At 69.5% G+C, this 18,624-nt stretch carries 18 protein-coding genes and 1 pseudogene; 9 read left to right on the top strand and 10 right to left on the bottom strand.

The annotated features are described in order from the left end of the window. Positions 1–56 precede the first annotated feature (56 nt). On the bottom strand, positions 57–266 hold the full coding sequence (locus IF88_RS0138945) for a hypothetical protein (protein ID WP_158754891.1): 210 nt from the start codon (positions 264–266) through the stop codon (positions 57–59). A 400-nt stretch (positions 267–666) separates the two neighbouring features. On the opposite strand from IF88_RS0138945, the gene IF88_RS0138940 reads away from it, so the two are divergent. The 3 genes from IF88_RS0138940 to IF88_RS0138930 are packed head-to-tail and all read left to right on the top strand — an operon-like array spanning position 667 to position 3,671. After that, positions 667–1,839: a hypothetical protein gene (locus IF88_RS0138940; protein ID WP_158754889.1), complete on the top strand. Its 1,173-nt coding sequence runs from the start codon at positions 667–669 to the stop codon at positions 1,837–1,839. 10 nt (positions 1,840–1,849) lie between these two features. After that, a complete protein-coding gene (locus IF88_RS0138935) occupies positions 1,850–2,863 on the top strand; it encodes a hypothetical protein (protein WP_158754887.1) in 1,014 nt (337 codons plus the stop codon). A 58-nt stretch (positions 2,864–2,921) separates the two neighbouring features. Beyond that, positions 2,922–3,671: a hypothetical protein gene (locus IF88_RS0138930; protein ID WP_030724014.1), complete on the top strand. Its 750-nt coding sequence runs from the start codon at positions 2,922–2,924 to the stop codon at positions 3,669–3,671. A gap of 517 nt (positions 3,672–4,188) precedes the next feature. Here the strand turns inward: IF88_RS0138930 and IF88_RS42725 are convergent. After that, positions 4,189–4,674 (bottom strand): DUF402 domain-containing protein, encoded by a 486-nt coding sequence (locus tag IF88_RS42725; protein WP_234323867.1) that lies wholly within the window; start codon positions 4,672–4,674, stop codon positions 4,189–4,191. 1,198 nt (positions 4,675–5,872) lie between these two features. Between IF88_RS42725 and IF88_RS0138915 the strand changes: the two genes are divergently transcribed. Next, positions 5,873–6,469, top strand: a complete 597-nt coding sequence (locus tag IF88_RS0138915; RefSeq protein WP_158754885.1) for a hypothetical protein — start codon at positions 5,873–5,875, stop codon at positions 6,467–6,469. Between the two features lie 508 nt (positions 6,470–6,977). Here the strand turns inward: IF88_RS0138915 and IF88_RS42715 are convergent. Next, complete coding sequence (locus IF88_RS42715; protein WP_030724006.1) at positions 6,978–7,181, bottom strand: hypothetical protein; 204 nt, start codon at positions 7,179–7,181, stop codon at positions 6,978–6,980. A gap of 1,553 nt (positions 7,182–8,734) precedes the next feature. Between IF88_RS42715 and IF88_RS0138895 the strand changes: the two genes are divergently transcribed. Continuing rightward, positions 8,735–9,277: a hypothetical protein gene (locus tag IF88_RS0138895; RefSeq protein ID WP_051838326.1), complete on the top strand. Its 543-nt coding sequence runs from the start codon at positions 8,735–8,737 to the stop codon at positions 9,275–9,277. A gap of 87 nt (positions 9,278–9,364) precedes the next feature. Here the strand turns inward: IF88_RS0138895 and IF88_RS0138890 are convergent, their stop codons facing one another. Together IF88_RS0138890 and IF88_RS0138885 are read right to left on the bottom strand one after the other, a co-directional pair. Then, entirely contained in the window at positions 9,365–10,246 is an 882-nt protein-coding gene (locus IF88_RS0138890) for a helix-turn-helix transcriptional regulator (protein WP_107050741.1), read from the bottom strand. Between the two features lie 70 nt (positions 10,247–10,316). Next, positions 10,317–11,111, bottom strand: coding sequence for an SDR family NAD(P)-dependent oxidoreductase (locus tag IF88_RS0138885; RefSeq protein ID WP_051838331.1), 795 nt, complete (start codon positions 11,109–11,111; stop codon positions 10,317–10,319). Between the two features lie 185 nt (positions 11,112–11,296). Between IF88_RS0138885 and IF88_RS0138880 the strand changes: the two genes are divergently transcribed. After that, a complete protein-coding gene (locus IF88_RS0138880; RefSeq protein ID WP_030723993.1) occupies positions 11,297–11,683 on the top strand; it encodes a VOC family protein in 387 nt (128 codons plus the stop codon). 633 nt (positions 11,684–12,316) lie between these two features. Here IF88_RS0138880 and IF88_RS0138875 read toward each other — a convergent pair. Together IF88_RS0138875 and IF88_RS0138870 are read right to left on the bottom strand one after the other, a co-directional pair. Further along, positions 12,317–12,664, bottom strand: coding sequence for a hypothetical protein (locus IF88_RS0138875; protein WP_030723990.1), 348 nt, complete (start codon positions 12,662–12,664; stop codon positions 12,317–12,319). A 596-nt stretch (positions 12,665–13,260) separates the two neighbouring features. Further along, positions 13,261–13,491, bottom strand: coding sequence for a hypothetical protein (locus tag IF88_RS0138870; protein ID WP_030723987.1), 231 nt, complete (start codon positions 13,489–13,491; stop codon positions 13,261–13,263). Positions 13,492–13,569: 78 nt separating this feature from the next. Between IF88_RS0138870 and IF88_RS0138865 the strand changes: the two genes are divergently transcribed. The 3 genes from IF88_RS0138865 (at position 13,570) to IF88_RS0138855 (ending at position 15,857) form a co-directional block, all read left to right on the top strand. Next, entirely contained in the window at positions 13,570–13,863 is a 294-nt protein-coding gene (locus IF88_RS0138865) for a hypothetical protein (protein ID WP_234323868.1), read from the top strand. A 751-nt stretch (positions 13,864–14,614) separates the two neighbouring features. Beyond that, positions 14,615–15,253 (top strand): ClpP family protease, encoded by a 639-nt coding sequence (locus tag IF88_RS0138860; RefSeq protein WP_030723981.1) that lies wholly within the window; start codon positions 14,615–14,617, stop codon positions 15,251–15,253. 1 nt (position 15,254) lies between these two features. Further along, entirely contained in the window at positions 15,255–15,857 is a 603-nt protein-coding gene (locus IF88_RS0138855) for a ClpP family protease (protein ID WP_030723973.1), read from the top strand. 80 nt (positions 15,858–15,937) lie between these two features. On the opposite strand, the gene IF88_RS0138850 is transcribed toward IF88_RS0138855, so the two are convergent. The 3 genes and pseudogenes from IF88_RS0138850 to IF88_RS0138840 form a co-directional block, all read right to left on the bottom strand. Further along, on the bottom strand, positions 15,938–16,402 hold the full coding sequence (locus tag IF88_RS0138850) for a helix-turn-helix domain-containing protein (RefSeq protein WP_030723970.1): 465 nt from the start codon (positions 16,400–16,402) through the stop codon (positions 15,938–15,940). A 321-nt stretch (positions 16,403–16,723) separates the two neighbouring features. Beyond that, positions 16,724–16,925: pseudogene (locus IF88_RS0138845) on the bottom strand (ATP-binding protein); the annotation flags it as partial. Between the two features lie 274 nt (positions 16,926–17,199). Next, positions 17,200–18,624 (bottom strand): AAA family ATPase (locus IF88_RS0138840; RefSeq protein ID WP_037808714.1); only part of this gene is annotated, 1,425 nt, incomplete at its 5' end.

Genomic DNA, 18,624 nt, shown 5'->3' with positions numbered 1-18,624 from the left:
GACGACGGAGGCGCGGGGTAACGGCGTACGCGTGGGGCGATGCCGGCCGGCTGCGGTCACCTGTCCTGCGCGGCCAGGAGGAGGACCAGGGCCTTGGAGCGGGTGGTCCCGAGCCCGGTGGCGACCGTCTCGGCGGACATGCCGGCGTCGCACAGCGCGCCGGCGGTCTCCCGGACCACCCGGGCGGCGACCCGCTCCAGCACCCCGGCGGCACGCAGCGCGGCCAGCGGCGCGTCCGCGGCCGTGGCGGTCAGCTGATCGGCCATCTCGACCAAGAGGGACTTCTAAATCCGCCAGGATCCGGCGGCGGCCACGGCCAGGAACGATGGCCCGCGCCGCGGACGCCCGGCGCCTAGCCGACCTCATCGCCCGCCCCACCTGCCCTGGACCTGGCCATCGACCGTCTGGCAGACGCTTTCAACGACCTCGGGATCCACGAAAGCAGCAAGGGCCTCACCGCCCTGGACACCGAAAACGCCTGGCGACTTTGGACGGTCCTGACCACCGACCCCCGCAATTCAGCATCAGGCATCACCCGTACGGCCTAACGGGTATGGCGGGGCGGTTCGGGGAGGCGGAGCGTCGAGAGGGGGCTCGGCGGACCAACAGGAACGGACCGGGATCATGGGAGTAGGAGCGCTCGGCGGGAACGAGAAGATGGTCACGGTGATCGAGGTGACCTTGCGCGGCGGCAAATGGGTGTACAGGGATCTCAATTTCTCTCTGCCGGCGCCCGCGAATTCCGCCGAGGACTCAACGGAATCGCCGGGTGCCCCCGGGCCGCCCAGGCCTGTCGCACCGTTCGCCTCTCCTCTCAACGGCACGGCGTCGGTGACAGTGGGGAAGGACTCCCAGCGCATCTACTACGCGGACACCTACGGCAGCATCATCGAGCTGGCGGTCGACGGCAAGGACGTGCGGTGGCGGAACTTCACCGCCGATGTCGGTGCGCCGATCGCCGGCGTCGGGAGTCCGCTGGCAGCCACGGTGCAGGGCGGCGTCACGGTCCATTACTTCGACGCGGCGAACCGTCTGGTGCGGCTATGGCACAAGAACGGGAATACCTGGACCGTGCGCACCTATAACAAGCCGCCGAAGGCTTCGGCGGCCAGTCCGTTGGCGGCGACGGTCACCGACGATGTCCGCAGGGTGCTCATCTATTACATGAATACGCGCAACCAGCTCTTGGAAGTGTCCTGGACGCACAACAAAGAACCCTTGGTGACCAACCTCAGCACATGGATCAGTGGTCCGCTTCCGATGTCTCCTGTCAGCCCGCTCGCGGCCGTCGGATTCGCCTCGGACATCCGGCGGATCTACTACCTGGACGTCAACAACAGTCCCATCCAGCTCGCCCACAACGTCGATGCGCCGACCAACCAGTACCCGACGGGTCGCAAGTGGTGGTCCTGGGCGAACCTGACACAGGCTGCGGGCGCCAAGTACACCCTTGACGGCGACCCGATGGTCGTCGCGCTCACCAGAACCTCGCAGCCCCGCGTGTATTACCAGGACTGGGCCGGCAACGTCGCCGCGTTGGCCTGGTCCGGGAGCGGATGGTCCTACAGCACTCCGGGTGAACTCGCCAACGGCGAAGCCGGCGCCCCGACCGCCGCGCCCGCCGGCGCGTTGGCGGCGGTCCTGTCCGCCGACGACGTCAAGCAATTCCTGTTCTACCTGGACCGGAGCGACCATCTGATCTCTCTGCAATGGACCGGGCGCTTGTGGTACTCCGTCGATCTGAGCGCGGAGCTGCGCCTCCCGCCGACCGCGCACGCCTGCCCGATCTCGGCCGTCTTCGATGGCGATCCGTATGCGTACTACCTGAGTTCGGAGTAGGGGACAGGCCATGCAGCTGAACGAGACATACCGGAAAGCCCTCGCCGGAACCCTGCGGTCCACCTCCCGGGGTAACGAGGGGATATTGGTCATCACCAACGACACCTCCGTTCATCTCGACGTCTTCTGGGTCGACGAACAGGGCGACCACTCTGGTTTCAACAAGCGGACGAAGTTCTGGGAGGCGGGATACCCAGGCACCCGGTTGGCTCCCGGCGGCGGCCAGCTGGTGGTCAGCTCGTGGCCCGGCAACTACTGGCTCGCCCGCGTCTCGTCCTCCGGCGCGTTCGCCGCCGTCATCGAAATGGCCGACCGCAACAGGCAGCTGAGCACCATCTCGGGCGGGGACCTACTGGACCCGAACGACATCGGTGGGATTCCGATGCCCAACCCGTCGATCGTCGTACCTCCCGACGGGCCTAGAGTGCTCGTGGGCACCGGCATGCTCCCGATCGGTAACACGGTGACGCGCGAACAGTTCTGGCAACGCCAGCCGGAGTCCTACAGCATCGCGCCCGGGCAGAAGAAGACGGTCAGCTACACGGTAATTTCGGGCATGCAGGATAGTTCGTCCGACGAAAGCAGCGTCACCAAATCGGTCAGCGCCAGTGCGAGCGCCGGCTGGGGCCCCATCAGCGCGTCGGTATCAGCCGCTCTGAGCAGCTCGTCGACCACCACTCAGCAGCTCACCGTATCGACCCAGACCACCTCGTTCGTTTCGAACGAGTATGACAACGAGGGCAACGACCACCCGGAGATGGTGCTCGTCTGGCAGCTGGTGGATGTGGTGACCATCTTCACCCCCAAGGGGGCCGTGCTGTCCTCGATCGTCTCCGGGACCCAGCCCGCCCTGGTCTCCGGCCCCTTCAATGTCGACGACCTCCCGGAGCCGGAGCCGGACCAGTCGGTCAGGGCGGATCCGGCCGAGGACGATCCGGCCGGGGAGCAGGTCCGCGGCGGCGGAGGGCGCAAGCGTCCGACCCTCTCCTCGATCGAGCCGGCACCGGCGGACCCGCAACCGTGAGCGGGTGGGGGAACCTCCGGCGAAGCCGTGTCCTCATGGGAAGGGGACATCGATAAACATGGCGCTCGACCAGCACAAGAAGCCGTGTCCGGGTGGATATCAGATCCAAGCCGCCGACGTCATGGCCTACGGGACCCTGGGGGCGACCGTCTTGTGGGACGGAACGTTGGCGGCCATCACGGCCGGCCATGTGGTGGATTCGGTCGGGGCGCCGGTCTTCCAGCCCTCGTGGCATGGAAAGCGGCGCGATGAAGTGCATATCATCGGACCCGTTTCGGGAAAGTCGCGATACTTCACATACTCGAACGTGCTGGAATATGGCGTCCGCCTCGAGGACATGCTCTATGACTTTGCGTGGATGGCTCCGGTGGCGGGGGCGACCACCGCGGCGATCCCGGGGATCCACGACGGCGCTGATCCACTTGCTCCACTGGAGACTCGGAGCCCCAAAGACGGCGAACCTGTGAGATGGCTCGGCAAGAAAACGGGCACAGTGCAGCACGGGAAGGTGGTGGACACCGACCACTGGGTGTTTCGGGGAAACGACCAACTGGGATTCACGAGCCTCGGTCCGTGCCTACGAATTGAGGGCGGTACCGGTTTGGACGGGGACTCGGGTGCCGCCATCGTGTCCCAGGATGACAGCAGGGTCATCGGCGTGCACGTCTTTGCCGAAAAGAGCAACAGATATACGGTGGCCTCCAAAATTCCCCCGACCCCGCAGGATTTGATCCAGCACAGTACCCAGGTCGTCGACGAGGACGTATACCTCGCAAGGTTGGCCAAATGGAGGAACAGCAGGCCCTGAGCGGCTTGTTCCTGCGCGCAGCTCTTCGCGGTTGGGGTTGGAGTCGTAGCCCTTGTCGCCGAGCAGGGCCTCGCGCCGACGGCGGGGCCGGCCGGGTCTGCCCGCGACGGGCGGGATGCCGTCGACCAGGGCGAGGGTCTGGGTAACTTCTGCTCCGCCGCGAACCCGCTCGCCAGGACGCCGGAGCCGGGGACGTACTCGGCGGTCTGGACGAGCATCGGCTCGAAGGGCGGGGTGAGGACCACTCGGGGCTGGCCTCCTTCACCGCCGCTTCGGGCCGGGCAACGACAGCCTCCCCCGGCCAGGCATGCAACGCCTGGCGGATACGGCCAGTGGGACTGCCGGATCAGGCTCCAGGGTGAGCGCGCTCTTCGCCGCTGCGGCGCCCCGTCGTTGGGCAGGTCCTCTTTCCCCGGCTATCGCGGAGAAAGAGGTGTCTTAGCCGAAGGGAGGCTTGCCCACCGGAGCTGACCAGGCACAACAAGGGGTGTCCGATTTGCCGGGCTCCCACTCCCGGTCACACCTGCGGTGCACCTCCTAGTGCACCTCTACGTGCAACCCTCCAGCCCCCTTCCGGTGCAACCCTCCCGGCCGCCGCCGCGAGGCCGGGAAGGCACGGCGTGGGACAGGCCGGCTCCCACCTCCTCCAGAGCGCCCACCGCTCGGCATTGGCGAACACGTCGGAGCGCTCGGCGAGCATCGCGAGGATCTGGGCGCGGGCGGCGTCCACGGCCTGGTGCTCGATGTCAGAGACGGTCCCGAGCCGCCGCACGTGCGCGTACTCGTCTTCCTCCTTCCACTGCCACCGGGTGAGGCCGGGCTCGATGAGTAGATCCGGGGTGAGGTCGAAGGTGTCGAACCCGTCCTCGGTGCGGCGGGTGGGGTGCTCGAAGTTGACGTACCAGTTCCGCAGCCGGCGCCCGTCCCGTCGGGCACGAAGAAGGCGTTGATGCTGAACCAGGCCGCCGGCGGCTTCCAAAGCAGCAGCTCGGTCTCCTGCCATCGGCGTCCTCGAGGTCCCACCGGCCGGCCGCCATCGCGTCGAACGCCTCGGTGCGCACCGAAGGGTCCCCCTCGGTGCGGGCCTGCGCGTACAGGGCGGGCCAGCGGGCCTGCGCTCCGGGCGCGCAGGCGGTCACCAGCGCCGCGCCGGTGTCGGAGACGACCCGCAGTGCCTGCTCGCTCCATACCCGGGCCGACCGGTGCACGTCACGCCGTACGACCGCCTGGCCCGTCTCGAAACCGCGCACCGCGTCCTCCCACCTCAGCCCACCCCGGCCGGGGCGGGCAAGCCGCCGTCCGGGGGTGGCTTGCCCAGCCAAGCCTTCGGCTTGCCCGCTGGCAGATCGGTCACCGGGACAGGCGTGACCGATTTCCTCGGTCAATCGGTCAACCCGCACGTCAGCGCCGTGACCGATCCATGCAACTTCCCCGCCGACCGGTCACCGGCCCTCGGTCAGCCGCAGCCTCGCGGAGCCCGGCCCGCCCGGCCTTCGGGGCCAGGTCATCGCGGAGTACGTGTCACCGCACCTGACGGGCAAGCCGGCCATCACCGCGATGGGTCTGGTCAGCCGGCGCCTGAATGCGGCCGCACGTGAGCTCTGGGCGTGGCAGATGCCCTTCGTGATCGACGAGGCGAGGCGGACCCGCACCGTGGACCGGCAGGTCGCCGCGATCCTGCTCGATGCCCTCGCCGGACACCCACCCCCTGGGGCCCCGGCTGCGCCACCACACCGACCCGCCCGCGCTCACCACCCAGCGGTCCTGAACCCGGCTACGCGCACCTGGGCAAGCCACCCTGAAAGAGGGCTTGCCCAGGTAAGCCTTGGGCTTGCCCAACCGCGTGACCGGTCACGCCGGTCACCGGTCACCAGCGTGACCGATCTGCTCCCCGCTATCGGTCAACCCGCACGTCAGCGGCGTGACCGGCCCGTGCAACTCTCTGCGGAGTCACTCGCCGGACCGCTCAATGGCGTGGGCCGTCGGGCCCGCGCACACGGCGCGGCCCCGGCGCTCCGTTGCCGGAGTGCCGGTTCAGTCCCACCAGAACAACGCACCTGGGACTGCTCTGGACCGTGCGTGCCCGCGTTTGCTTGCCTGCACGGACCGGGCTGGATGAGACATGTGAACTTGGTGCGAGAGGCCTGCCAGCCTCGTGCCCAGCGCCGTAGCAAGATCACCCGACGGAGGAGCGGGCAGCCTTGAGTACCAGTACTCATGACACGGCTGCCGCAGTGGAGTGGTGTAGAGACATGTTGTGCTCCCTGCCTCTCACCTGGGCGCTGCGCGCCGCCGCATTGCTCGCCGTCGTGGTCACCGCAACAGCTTGCGCCGACCGCGTTGGTCCTTCCCCGCACTCGGACAGGCAGGCATGGGATGCGATGTACCCGGCGGCCCTGGAGGCGGTGAAGGCCGTTGACCCCCACATCGAACCGGAAGAGTCCGGCGGGGGTCACCACGCGTGTCACCCCAGGGATTTCATCGGCGACTCCCTGGACGAGAGCGAGGTCATCGGGTCCGCTTCGATCACTCTCTACGCGTCCCCGTCGGACAAGCGCTCGCCGACAGAGCTCGCGCGAGAGGTCGTCAGGGAGATGGAGCGGAAAGGGTGGAAAGGGCCCGGCCCCGACGGCATCGGACCAGTGAACGACCAGGTCACCGTAGACCTGACTATGCCCGGCTCGGGCACAGCCACCGTCTCCGCTAGCCATGAACGTCCGACCGAGGCGCCGGCCTTCAACGGGCTGACCGTGAGCCTGACCACCGAATGCCTGCGCAACTCGGACTGGCACGGGTGAGTACCTGGGTCCGAGCCGTTCATGACGGCGGTCCGGTGGCTGACAATTTTTTGAACCGCCGCTTAGCCTGCGGACGGAGCAGCACTTCCGCCGGTGCGGAGAGCGCTTCAAGGGGAAAGGGTCCCACGCCTCGGGGCCGGCGCCTCCCCATGCCACGAAGTCGGGGTCGGTGAAATCTGCATCCTCGGCGTTCTCCAGCCCGGCGGCGAGGACGACACTGATCTCGGACGACGGTGCACAACCCCGATAACGACGCCGTCGTAGCGCAGCCGCCGCCACCCCTGCTCGTCGGGCGGGTAGACGATTGGCTTCGCGGACCACCCTCCTCACCGGCACCTTGCCGCAGCCGACGGGTTGCTCACGAGCGGGGAACAGAACGCGGACCTCAGGGATGGGGCGCCAGCTCGCTCGGAGGCGGGGTACGTTCGGTGCGGCCCTGGCCACCAGGGCCGCGACGGGGGCCGCGCCCCGACAGCACGAGCGCGTTCCGGGGCTCGGCCGAATACGGTCATCCCTGCGACGACGGGGCTCCGCTGAACCGGGGCACGTCGTCAGTGGTCGCGTCCAAGCACAAGCGCACGTAGCGGATCGGATGACGGTAGACGGCGCCCCGGTCGACGGAAGCGTCGGCGCTGATCTCCGCGACGAGCTCCGGCTGGACGAGCGTGGTGTCGAGGACGTCGCGTGTGCCCCAGCCCGAGGAGAACGTCACACCGGTCCATGGATGGGCGGGGCCGGCTGGAGTGAGGTGCTCGGAAAGCTGACGGGCCGCGTCGGGGCGCAGCGGTACGGTGCGGCCGACGGGCGGAGGCGGCCGGTCGCATCGTAGCGGCCGAGGAGGAGGCCCGACATCGTCCGCGCCAGGGCCGCGGTGGAGACCTACCCGGATCCCCTCCCGATGGGCCCAGCCGCTCCGCCGACGACTCAGGCTCCTGGATGGACCTCCTGGACATCTTCAACTGACAGCCGGCAACACCGGCAAAGGGCAGCGGTCCATCAGAAGCACGGGCAACTGTGCACGGTGCCGTAGCCGGTTCCGTTGCCGGCCTCGGACTTGAGGACATCGGTGATGACGGCCAGCGGCGGGTCGGGAATCGGGCGGGCCACCGAACCCGTTCGGCGGCTGCGCGGCGACCTCGAAGGTCTGGCTCTCCTTGTGCCGCCGTCGACGGTGAAGGACCAGCTTCCGGTTGTCGCCCTTGCTCTTCGGCGCCTTCTTGAGGTCCAGGTGGCGACCTTCCTCGAACGGCCGCCATCGAAGGTGGCCTGCATGCCCCCCTTGTAGAGACCTCGTCGACTGCGGGGATGGCCGGGACTTCCGCGGGTCGTCCTGCTGCCGGAAGTCTCCAGTACTGAACGACGTGCCGCAGGGTGGCATCGGCCCAGTCCCGGACGACCATCAGGTGCGCTCACTCAGTCGTCCTCGGCGAGGACGAGATCGGCCATGTGGTGCGGGCAGGCGGAGGTGTGCCAGGTCACCGACAGGAACTCTCCCTCGGCGCTGAGAGTCCGCGCTCCACCAGTGGCCTCAACCGGCGGTGAAGACCACAAGCACCCCGTCGACCCCCGGCCCGCACGACCGGACACGGGGGCGGCGCTGCCCCTCTCCCCCACGCCCGACCCTGCGGCCGCGCCTCCGGCCGGCGCCGTTCCCGAAGCCGGCCGTGCTCCCGCGCCGGCCCGTCCCGCACCCGCGGCCCGCAAGGCGTCCGGCGAGACTCAGCCCGCCCGGCGGGCTCCCGACCGCAGGGCCGTACGAGGTGGCCGGCACCGCCGACAGCCTCAAGGCCGCCCAGAAATGGCTGAACCAACACCCAATCGGCAACGGACCGGCCGCATGAGCGCCTGAGTCACGCGCGCTTCACCGCAGGACCGAGCTGCTCCGCGGTAGGCGGCCTACGCCGGTCCTGCCTCGGAAGAACTCCCCCTCCTGATGCGGCCATTCCAAGAGCGTGTCGCGTTGCGGAGACAAGGCCGGCGGGCCTGAGGCCTGGGCCGATTCCCCGCCGTGCGCGGGACGGCTCCTTCCTGCACCGGGCAAGGAGGCGGCGCCGGGACCGGTTCGGCACGCGCCGAGCGGTCCGGTGCCTGTCCGTCAGTCGTCGTGCCTCTGGTGGCGGTCGACTCCCGGACATCGGCGGTACGAAAGCGAACGCGGCACCGGTCACGGCTCCTGGATCGGCTCGGGAACCTTTCCCCCGGATCCTGCGTGAACTCTTGATGGCGTAGTCGGCTGGTGGAGGGGACCTGATGAAAACGCGGACGATGGTAAGCGCGGCGGTATCGGCCTGCGTGGTGCTGGTGGCGTGCGCGTGCGGTCCGGAGAAAGCGAAGGAGGACGCCGGCGCGAAGCCTTCGCAGCCGTCCGCGTCGATGTCGGCGATAGGGCCGTCGGTCGCGCCGTCCGCGTCCGCCAGCACCGAGGCGGCCCCTACCGGCAACCGGCCCGCACCCATGACGAAGGAGCGGGCGATCCAACGGTACGAGCAGTACCTCCACGGCCTTGGGCGTGAGGACATCGACACGGTCTGCGAAGTGGCCGGGCCGGGCGCGAAGAAGGCACAGGACCAGGGATTCGGTCCGTGCACGTCTACGTACGTCATCGTGTTCCAGATGATCTCCCCCGAGCAGAAGAAGGCCCTGCAAACCGCGACGGTCGATCCGCAGCGCGTCGCCGTACGCACCCTCGACAAGATCGAGATGCCCCTCGAAGCGGTCAGGTCCTCCGCCACCTTCACCGAGAGCGACCTCGGCAGTTACACCCTGGAGTACCTCAAGGACGACTACTACATCACCGACGGACAGTGACCGCCGTACGCGGCGCCGCCTGGCGGTAGAAGCAGTCTCATTTGCAGGTGCGGGTCGTCGGCGGTGAGGCCGGGACTGCCCCGAAGGTCAGCGCGTGCGGTCGTCGTCCGGCATGGGGGAAGGGGCCTCGGTGGCCCAGGCCAGCAGCATCCGCAGGGCGTCGTGCGAGGGGCTGCCCGGCTCGGCGGCATATGTGATCAAGGCCTGATCGGGGTCGTCCGTTGCGCGCAGGGTCTCGTAGGACAGTTCCAGGTCGCCGACCACCGGATGGTGGAATCGCTTGGTTCCCGAGGTCTTTTCCTGCACTGGGTGCTCGGCCCACCAGCGACGGAAGTCCTCGCTCTTCATCGACAGTTCGCCGATCAGGCTCGCCAACCGGGAGTCCTCGGGGTGCCGTCCTGCGTCCATGTGGAGGTAGGCCACGTTCTCGCGGGCGCAGGAGATCCAGTCGGCATACAGTTCCCGGGACGTCTCGTCGAGGAAGGTGATTCGAGCGATGTTGCGCTCGGCTCGGTGCAGGGGCGCGTAGTCGCCGAAGAGGGCGGCCGCTGCTGTGTTCCAGGCCAGTATGTCCATGCGTCGGCCCATCACCATCGCCGGCATGTCCACCAGATCGTCCAGCAATCGCTGGAGCATGGGGCGCACGCATTGCGGCCGGGCCTGGCGCTGGGGAACGTGCCGGGCGGAGGGCTGCGGTCGGGCGAGGCGGTGCAGGTGCCGTGTGGCATCCCCGTCCAGCCGAAGTGCGCGGGCGAGGGCGTCGAGTACCGCGCCCGAGGGGTTGGGCACGCGGCCCTGTTCCATCCGGGTGTAGTAGTCGACGCTCACTCCGGCGAGCTGTGCGATCTCCTCGCGGCGCAGGCCCGCGACCCGGCGCCGGCCCCCGAAGTCCGGCAGGGCGACGTCTTCGAGGTGCAGGAGGGCGCGGCGGGTTCGGAGGAACTCGCCCATGTTGATCGCTGTGCTCATACGACGATTGTCGCCGGGCATGGCGGGTGGCTGCCTGGCCCTGCCGGGGCCAGGCAGCCACCACCCGCTGTCAGGAGGCGGGGATCGCGTTCACCAGGCCCCCGTCGACGGCGATGTCCTGGGCGGTGATGTACGAGGACCGCGGGGAGAGGAGGAAGGCGACGGTCTCGGCGATGTCCTCGGCCTGGCCGAGCCGCCGCAGCGGCACCTGGGAGCGGATGGCATCGTGCGAGGCAGGGTCCGGGTTGGCGGCCTCGAACATCTCGGTGACGATGTAGCCCGGGCTGATCGAGTTGACCCGGATACCCCGCTCGGCGAGATCGCTGCCCAGCGTGCGAGCCAGATTGTGAACGGCGGCCTTGGTAGCCGCGTACACGGGTGCGACGGCCAGGCCCCGGTGCAGTGTCCACGAGGCGTTGATCACGATGGAACCGCCACCTGCCGCGTCGAGCAGCGGCAGAACCTTCTGGACCGTGAAGAACACTCCCTTGAAGTTGACGTCGACGCTGAGATCGAAGTCCTGCTCGGTGACCTCGCCACTGCGCTGGAACACTCCGACCCCGGCATTGGCGAACACTCCGTCCAGACGTCCGTGGCGTTCACGGATCAGGGCAGCCAAGCGGTCGAGATCGGTGAGGCTAGCGGAGTCGGCCCGGACCGTGAACAGCCGGGCACCCTGGTCGGAGACCTTGGCCAGTTGTTCTGCTGCGCGGTCGAGGCGGGCATCGTCGCGGCCGGTGATGACAATATGGGCGCCGGCTTCCAGGAGCAGACGCGCGGTGGCCAGGCCCATCCCGCTGGTTCCGCCGGTGATCAGGACGACACGGTCGTGGAAGCCGGTCACATCACTGTTGCTGTTGGTCATGACCACAGCTTCGCCACCAGCCTTCGGGCCAACCAGGCCCCGATCAACCTGGGTCTCCCAGACCCCCCTTCTGCGGCAGCCGAGACAGCCTCCACCACACCGCCCTGGACGTCCAACAATCGGCACCCACCACTTGGCCCCATGTCAACCCGCGACTTCCGGAGCCGACCACTTAGATTCGGGGCATGGTGCACGTACTCGGCAGCAGGGTCCTGCTGCGCCCCACGGATCCGGAACGTTCCCGTGCCTTCTACGGCGAGGCGCTGGGCCTCGCCGTCTACCGCGAGTTCGGGACCGGGCCGGAGCGCGGCACGGTCTACTTCCTCGGCGGTGGGTTCCTGGAGGTCTCGGGACGCTCCGAGGAGCCGCCCGCCCCCGGTCTGCAGCTGTGGCTGCAGGTCGGCGACGCCCGCGCCGCGCACAAGGAGCTGGTGGCGGCGGGGGTACGGGTACTGCGGGCACCCGTGAAGGAGCCGTGGGGACTGGTCGAGATGTGGATCGCGGACCCGGACGGGGTGCGGATCGCGGTCGTGGAGGTGCCGGAGGACCACCCGTTGCGCTACCGACCCTGACCGGACGCGCCGCCGTCGGCCTCAGTCGGGGCGGCAGTCGGCACGGCCGAGTGCGGTCAGCACGCGGGCACGGGGACTTCCTTCGGCCCCGGAGGAAGTCCCCGAGCGGGTCGATGCGATGGCTGGCCATGACGACGGTGGGTCGTCGGCCTCGGCGGTAGCGGTACTCGGCCTGCTGCGCGAGTTGGAGAAGTCCGCGCGGGTCAAGAGCTACACGCCGGAACAGTGGAGGGCCCTGGGAGTCCGTACGGACCGCGCCGCGCCCTATACGAAGCTGTGGTGGCCGGTGGACAAGTGGCGGGAAACCGCTGTCTCCGGAGGGCAGCGGTACCAAGAGGAAAGGCGCGGCGAGGAGCCGCAGTGGAAAGGGGATCGGGAAGGCCCCGGTCCACAGAACCGTGGACAGGATGTTAGAACAGCGCCGCAGGCGGGAGCGGTCCCGGCAACCCCTTCGAAGGCCCGGGCGCCGCCTGACGATGGCGCCCCGTCCGGCTTCGTGCACGCGTACCGCCCGGTCCCGGGGGTGCGGGGGCCGGACCGCAGGCGGGCCACGGGCGACGGTCCCTGCTAAGCAGGTGGCTGGCTGCCCGGGCGCGGCCGAGGCGGTTGTGCCGCCGCCGGGGTGCCACTCCATCACCGGGTCGGGTGTGTCCCCGTGCTCCGCGCACCAGGACACTGGGACCAGGCCTCGCAGTCGTACCGGCGGCACGCGCACTCCTGCGCCGAGCCGGCGTACGGCAGCCCGTGCCGGACCACCCAGCCCGCCGTCCCCTCTGCGGTGCCCCGCAGGCCGGCGGGCCAGGCCAGCGTCACGCGCAGGCCGCCGGGTCCCGACGGGAACCGCTCGATCACCCGCACTTCCCCCAGTACCGCCAACGGCGCCGTGCCCGGCGCAGTCAGCCGGCTGACGGACGCCCCGAACTCTCCCGCCGCCAGGGCGGCCAGCTTGTCGGCGTCCGCGTCGGTGGACCAGCCGGACAACTGGTCCCCTGCCGCTTGTAGTCGACGTCCATCGAGCCGACCGGGGCCAGCCACCCGAGCCGGACACCTGGTCGAAGTCGACCCGTCGGACGCCGAGGCGGCGGGCGGCCTGGTCCGGGCCGGGGGGACGTGCCTGTCGAGGAGGGCGGGCAGGTCCCGGCGGCGGGCGATTGGCCGTCTACATCGCGGGCGGATGGGTTCGCGGCCGCCCTTGGGACGCAAGGTGCAAGCTGCGTGCCGCTTCCAGCTCCCTTGGGGTCAGGGCTCTACGCTCTTCTCTTTCCGCCTCCAGCTCCTGGCAGAGCTGCTCCATGAGGGGGCTCAGCCTGCGTTCGCCGTACGGGGGGAGGTACATCACCTTGAGCCCGTCAAGATCCGGAAGCGGCCGGGGACCGGCTCCGCGGGCGTGGGGGATGTGACCGTTGCCCTTCGGACCTCCGTCCCGTCTGCCAGCCGTTGCGGGTCGAGGTACACCTTGACCTCGCCACCCTCCGTGAGTTCCCGGTGAACAGCTGCGCGCGCCTGCACGGCTGTTCAGCACGCAGCAGCGCCCCGAACGGAAACACGGTCCGTCCCGGGGCGCTGCTGTTCGGTGTTCAGGCTTCGATGTACGCCACGATCGTGATGGTCCGCAGGGCGGTCACGTAGTAGATGACCCGTACGCCGTCGATCCCGTCCGCGTAGTCGCGCAGCAGGGTTCCGGGCACTTCGGTGCCCAGTTCGGGGTTGACGCTGATGGCGACGATCGCGCGGTCCAAGCGGTGCGTCTCGTTCGCGGTGAGCTTGGCGATCCGCTCCAGCACACCGGCGGCGCGCAGCGCGGCCAACGGCGCGTCCGCGGCCGCGGCGGTCAGTTGCTCGGCGGCGGCAAACTGCGCGCCACCGAGCGCGCCGCCGCCGTCGCGATGGAAGCAGCCCGCGCCGCCGGCCAGGCCATCGACCCCGCCTCAGCCGTCACCGGCGAGCAGGTACGCGTCGACCCCGAAGCTGCCCAGGCTGCCGCGTACGCCTACCTCTCCCGCACCGGCACCGTCGGCCTGTCCGCCGACCGCACCCAGCTGACCGTCACGGTGAACGGGTCGTACACCACCAAGTTCCTGTCCGTCGTCGGGATCGGCTCGATGAGCGTGAACGGACACGGCAGTGCTCTCCGACAGGCCCTCCCCCGTCACCGCCGGCTAACACCGCCCAGGGCATGAGTGTGGGGGCTGCCCAACGGCAGCCCCCACACTCGCAACCGCACGCCTCGTCCTATGCGGCGGGGACGGCGAGATCGGCAACGTCCTCCTCCGCCGCGTGACCACTCGCCGTCTGGTGGTGCTCGGGGAACCCGGGCCCGGTAGAGCGTGCTGTTGACGCGGCTCCAGGGCGAGTAGCTGAGCGTACGGGCGGACGGCGGACGCGTGCCGGTCGTCTTCCCTCTCGCCTCATGGGACGTGAGTCGACAGACGTTCCGGGCATGGATGACGGAACAGCTGGTGCAAGACCACGGACCTGCCCTGCTCTCCACCTCGGCCTCAGCGGCGAGCCGCCGGGAAATGAAAACGCATCTTGCCGCTACTGGACGGACTCGATGAGTTGCCTCTCCCGATGCGACCCCGAGCACTGGCGCCTTCCTGCCGTCCCAATGGCCGCTGGTACTGACAAGCCGAACGGCGGAGTACCGCGAGGCGCTCAGGAGCGAGGGAGAAGTAACGGGCCCTCTGCTGGCGGCGGGCGGAGTACGACTGTCCACCATGGCCTCGTCGCGGGCGGCCCAGGCGTCCACCAGGTCGGGTCCAGATGTACCGGACGGTGATGGAGCGGTCGCTGAGGAGGCGGCTGTACTTGGCGTCGACGTGGCGTCGTGTCCGCCCGTGGCGGATCTGCCGGGGGCAGAGGAACGGCGTCCGGGGGGTTCCCGAGGTCAAGAGTGGAGTCGACGGCATCCCGCCTCGACAAGGAGAAGAGATGACTCCCCTCACCATGCTCGCGCCCCGCGCGGAGGAGAGCGACACACCGCCCGGCCACTTCGACGACCACCTCGCGGCAAGGCTGCTCGACCAGCGGATCGTCCTACTCGGCACCCAGGTCGACGAGGTGTCGGCCAACCGGGTGTGCGCGCAGCTGCTGCTGCTGTCGGCGCAGGACCCTCGCTCCGACATCAGCCTGTACGTCAACAGCCCTGGCGGGTCGGTCACCGCGGGTCTCGCCATCTACGACACGATGCGGCTCATCCCGAACGACGTCTCGACGCTGGCGATGGGCTTCGCCGCCAGCATGGGCCAGTTCCTGCTCACCGTGGGGACGTCCGGCAAGCGGTTCGCGCTGCCGAACGCGCGGATCATGATGCACCAGCCCTCGGCGGGCATCGGCGGTACCGCCGCGGACATCGAGATCCAGGCGGAGAACCTCCGGTTCACCAAGAAGGCCGTCGAGCGGATCACCGCCCAGCACACCGGGCAGAGCGAGGAGACGATCGCGCGGGACGGCGACCGGGACCGCTGGTTCACGGCCGAACAGGCCAGGGAGTACGGGATGGTGGACCGGGTGGTGGAGTCGCTCGCCGACATCCGCCCGGCCACGCCGCGCCGACGGACGGGGCTGTGACATGGGGTCGTACACGGTTCCCTACGTGATCGAGCGGACCGCGCAGGGCGAGCGGTCCTACGACGTCTTCAGCCGGCTGCTGAACGAGCGGATCATCTTCCTCGGCACCGAGATCGACGACGGGGTCGCCAACGTGGTAATCGCTCAGCTCCTTCACCTGGAGTCGGCGAGCCCGGAGCAGGAGATCTCGATCTATCTCAACTCGCCCGGCGGATCGTTCACTTCGCTGATGGCGATCTACGACACGATGACGTTCGTGCAGGCGCCGATCTCCACCTTCTGCGTCGGTCAGGCGGCGTCGACGGCGGCGGTGCTGCTGGCGGGCGGAGATCCCGGGCGACGGTTCGTGCTCCGGTACGCGCGGGTGCTGCTCGGACAGCCGGCCAGCGGCGGACGGCAGGGGACGGTCTCCGACCTCAGCCTCGCGGCCAAGGAGATGGTTCGCATCCGCTCGCAGGTGGAGGAGGTCCTGTCCCGGCACACGCACCACGACGTGGCGACGCTGCGCGCGGACATGGACCGGGAGAAGGTGTTCACTGCCGAGGAGGCCGTGTCCTACGGGCTCGCCGACGAGGTGCTCAGCCGACGGTTCGCGTTCGTCTGAGCCCGCGCAGCCGTGGCCGAGGGCCGGCGAACCGGCCGGTACGGCGGGGGCGCGCCCCGTCGTTCCGGCCGTCGGCCCAGTCAGGCGGCGAGGCAGAGGCCGTCGTACTGCGACGCGGGCGACGTGGGCGACGTGGGTGACGTGCGGCCCCGGACCGGCCGGCCCTGGACCAGCCGGCTCCGGGCGTGCCGGGCCAGCTCGTCACCGGCGAGCCGGAGCAGGTCGGCGAGGCCGAGCCCGAGGGCCTGGGCGGCGGCCGCGAGTACCTCGGAGGATGCCTCCTTGCGTCCGCGCTCCACCTCCGACAGGTACGGCATCGAGATCCGGGCCGCCTCCGAGACGTCCTTCAGCGTGCGCTCCTGGGCAAGCCGCTCGCGCCGCAGCACGTCGCCGACGAGGTCACGCCACAGGGGCTCCCTGGGCGCGCGTGGCTGTGAACCTCCGGCGGGTCGCCGCAGGGCGCCGGCCGCCCCGCCGGAACCTCCCGACGGGGCCTGCGGGCGCAGGGAGATGATGCGGGACTCGTTCGACGCATGAGTGCTCACCCCCTCACCCTAGGGATCCGGGGCGCGGGGGGAAGGGAGTGGCCTTCTGCCCTGGGTGAAGCCGCGCCAGCCGCCTGAGGCGACGCAGGTCCAGCGGTAGAGCGTCCGCAACGCCGGAAGGAACCAGACAGCCGACCGGGCATAGGGCTCCCTCCCGGGCATGGTGCCGGTCAGTCCTTCTGTCGCGGACAGCACGGTCAGGGCGGCCAGAGCCCTGGAACGATGCGCCGGGGACGGTGAGGCCGACTCGGCATCGAGGTCACCGCCCGCGGGCGCCGCCGCCCGCGGGGCCCGGTTGGTTTCGGGGCGTGCCATCGGCATCTTGATCCATTCGCAGCTGGCGAGCGTGTGGATGGTGGCCGCGTCGATGTTTCGGGTTCGCGTCGAAGTCGAAGGTCCGCAACGACTTGTCCCGGGGGAAGCCAGCCGCCTTGATCCGCCGCTCAGAACGGCGCCGGGACCGGTCGTCGCACTCGGCCATCAGCAGCTCGGCGAGGAAGCCGCGGTAGGTCATCTGGTCCTTCATCAGGGAAGCCGAAGAGGAAGCCCAGGCAGCGCTCGCGCAGGACTCTTCTAACACCTGTGCTGAAAACCGGACATGCCCCCCTCGACGGACTCGCGGAGAAGTGGTGAGGGCCCGGCTGGGGGCCAGCGGCTAGAAGAACCGCAGCGCTTCCTCGGTGGCATCCCCAGGTCCTCGGGCAGCTGGTCCTGCCACGCCGACGGCGTGGCAGGACCAGCTGCACCATGCTGCCGGGGCTAGGACCAAGCGCCCGTTCTCACGCGTGCTCTGCGGCTCAGATCTCGGGAGCGGCCGAGGGCCGGGGCTGAATGCTTCCGGTGAGCTCCTGGTACGCGTCCGTCACGTCACACACGTGCAGTGTCGTGACCTCGTCCTGCGACGGGACTCCTGTGCTGCCGTGCCGGTCGAAGACGCGCAAGTCCCGCGCCGCGGCGGTCTTCCGGGCGAGTTCGCGCGCGAAGCGGCCGTTGCCTAGCCTGTCGATCAGGCCCTCGGTGACGGCGAGGTCGCATGACGTGTGCAGCGCGGCCGCCGCCTCCTCGGTGAGTGAATCCCCCTGGGCTGCCAGGAACGACTCCGCGATCAGCACCAGCTCATCGCTCGCGTAGGCGGGGAAGTCCACCCGGGTGCTGAAGCGGGAAGCGAGACCCGGGTTGGTGGACAGGAGCTCGGCGATCTCGTTCGGATAGCCGGCCAGAACCACGACCAGGCGGTGCCTGTCGTCCTCGGCCCGCTTGAGGAGCACCTGCAGCGCTTCCTTCCCGAAGGCATCACCACCCGAATAGCCGGTGTTGGACAGCGCGTACGCCTCGTCGATGAAGAGAACGCCGTCCAGCGCCCGGTCGATGGCCTCGGACGTCTTGATCGCAGTCTCTCCGAGGTGCCCTCCCACGAGGTCGACGCGCTGGGCCTCCACGACATGGCCCCGCTCCAGCAGGCCGAGCCCGGCGAACACCTTGCCGACGACGCGGGCGACCGTGGTCTTGCCCGTGCCGGGCGGCCCGGCGAACACCAGATGCTGAGGCGCCGGCGCCGCGGCAAGGCCCTGGCTCCTGCGCACCGCCGCCATCCTCAGCTGTGCCGACAGGCTCCGCACCTGGCGTTTCACCGGGGCCAGACCGACCATCCCGTCCAGTTCGGCCATCGCCTCGTCCAGCAACGCCGAACGCTCCTCGTCACTCAAGGTGCCGCCGGAGGGGCCCTCACGCTGTTCCCGCGCAGCCGCGGCGGCCTGGGCGGGCACGCGTGCGGCAGGCGGGGTCATCACCTTCGCGCGCTGGGCCACATCCCCCAGGCCCGGGCTGTACCGGAACGCCCTCTGGAACTGCTGCAGCGCCTCCTCGGCTCGGCCGAGCTGCTCGTACGCGCGGCCGCGCAGATAGGCGACCTCCCCAAGAAAGCCGGCGTTGTCGCCGAGCGCCAGCGGGAGCGGGTTCAGCACATTGAGCGCCTCGTGGGAGACGCCCTGGGCGATGAGACTGGCCGCGACGCAGAGCTGCGACTCGTCCCGCAGGAAGGAGTCCCGGATCCCCTCGGCGAACGTCAGCAGGAGTGGCCAGTCCTTCTTCAGGACGGCGTACCGTGCACAGACGAACCGGGTCTCGTCGCAGTCGAGCACGGCGTGGGAGAGCATGTCCCAGGCCTGGTCGAGCAGCCCATCGTCCAGGAGTTTCGCCGCCCGCGCGAGCCACAGGTCGCG

The organism is Streptomyces sp. NRRL F-2580 (assembly GCF_000720115.1).
GTDB lineage: Bacteria > Actinomycetota > Actinomycetes > Streptomycetales > Streptomycetaceae > Streptomyces.
Note: the sequence above shows the minus strand (reverse complement) of the source record. Positions and strands in the feature narration are given on the sequence as shown.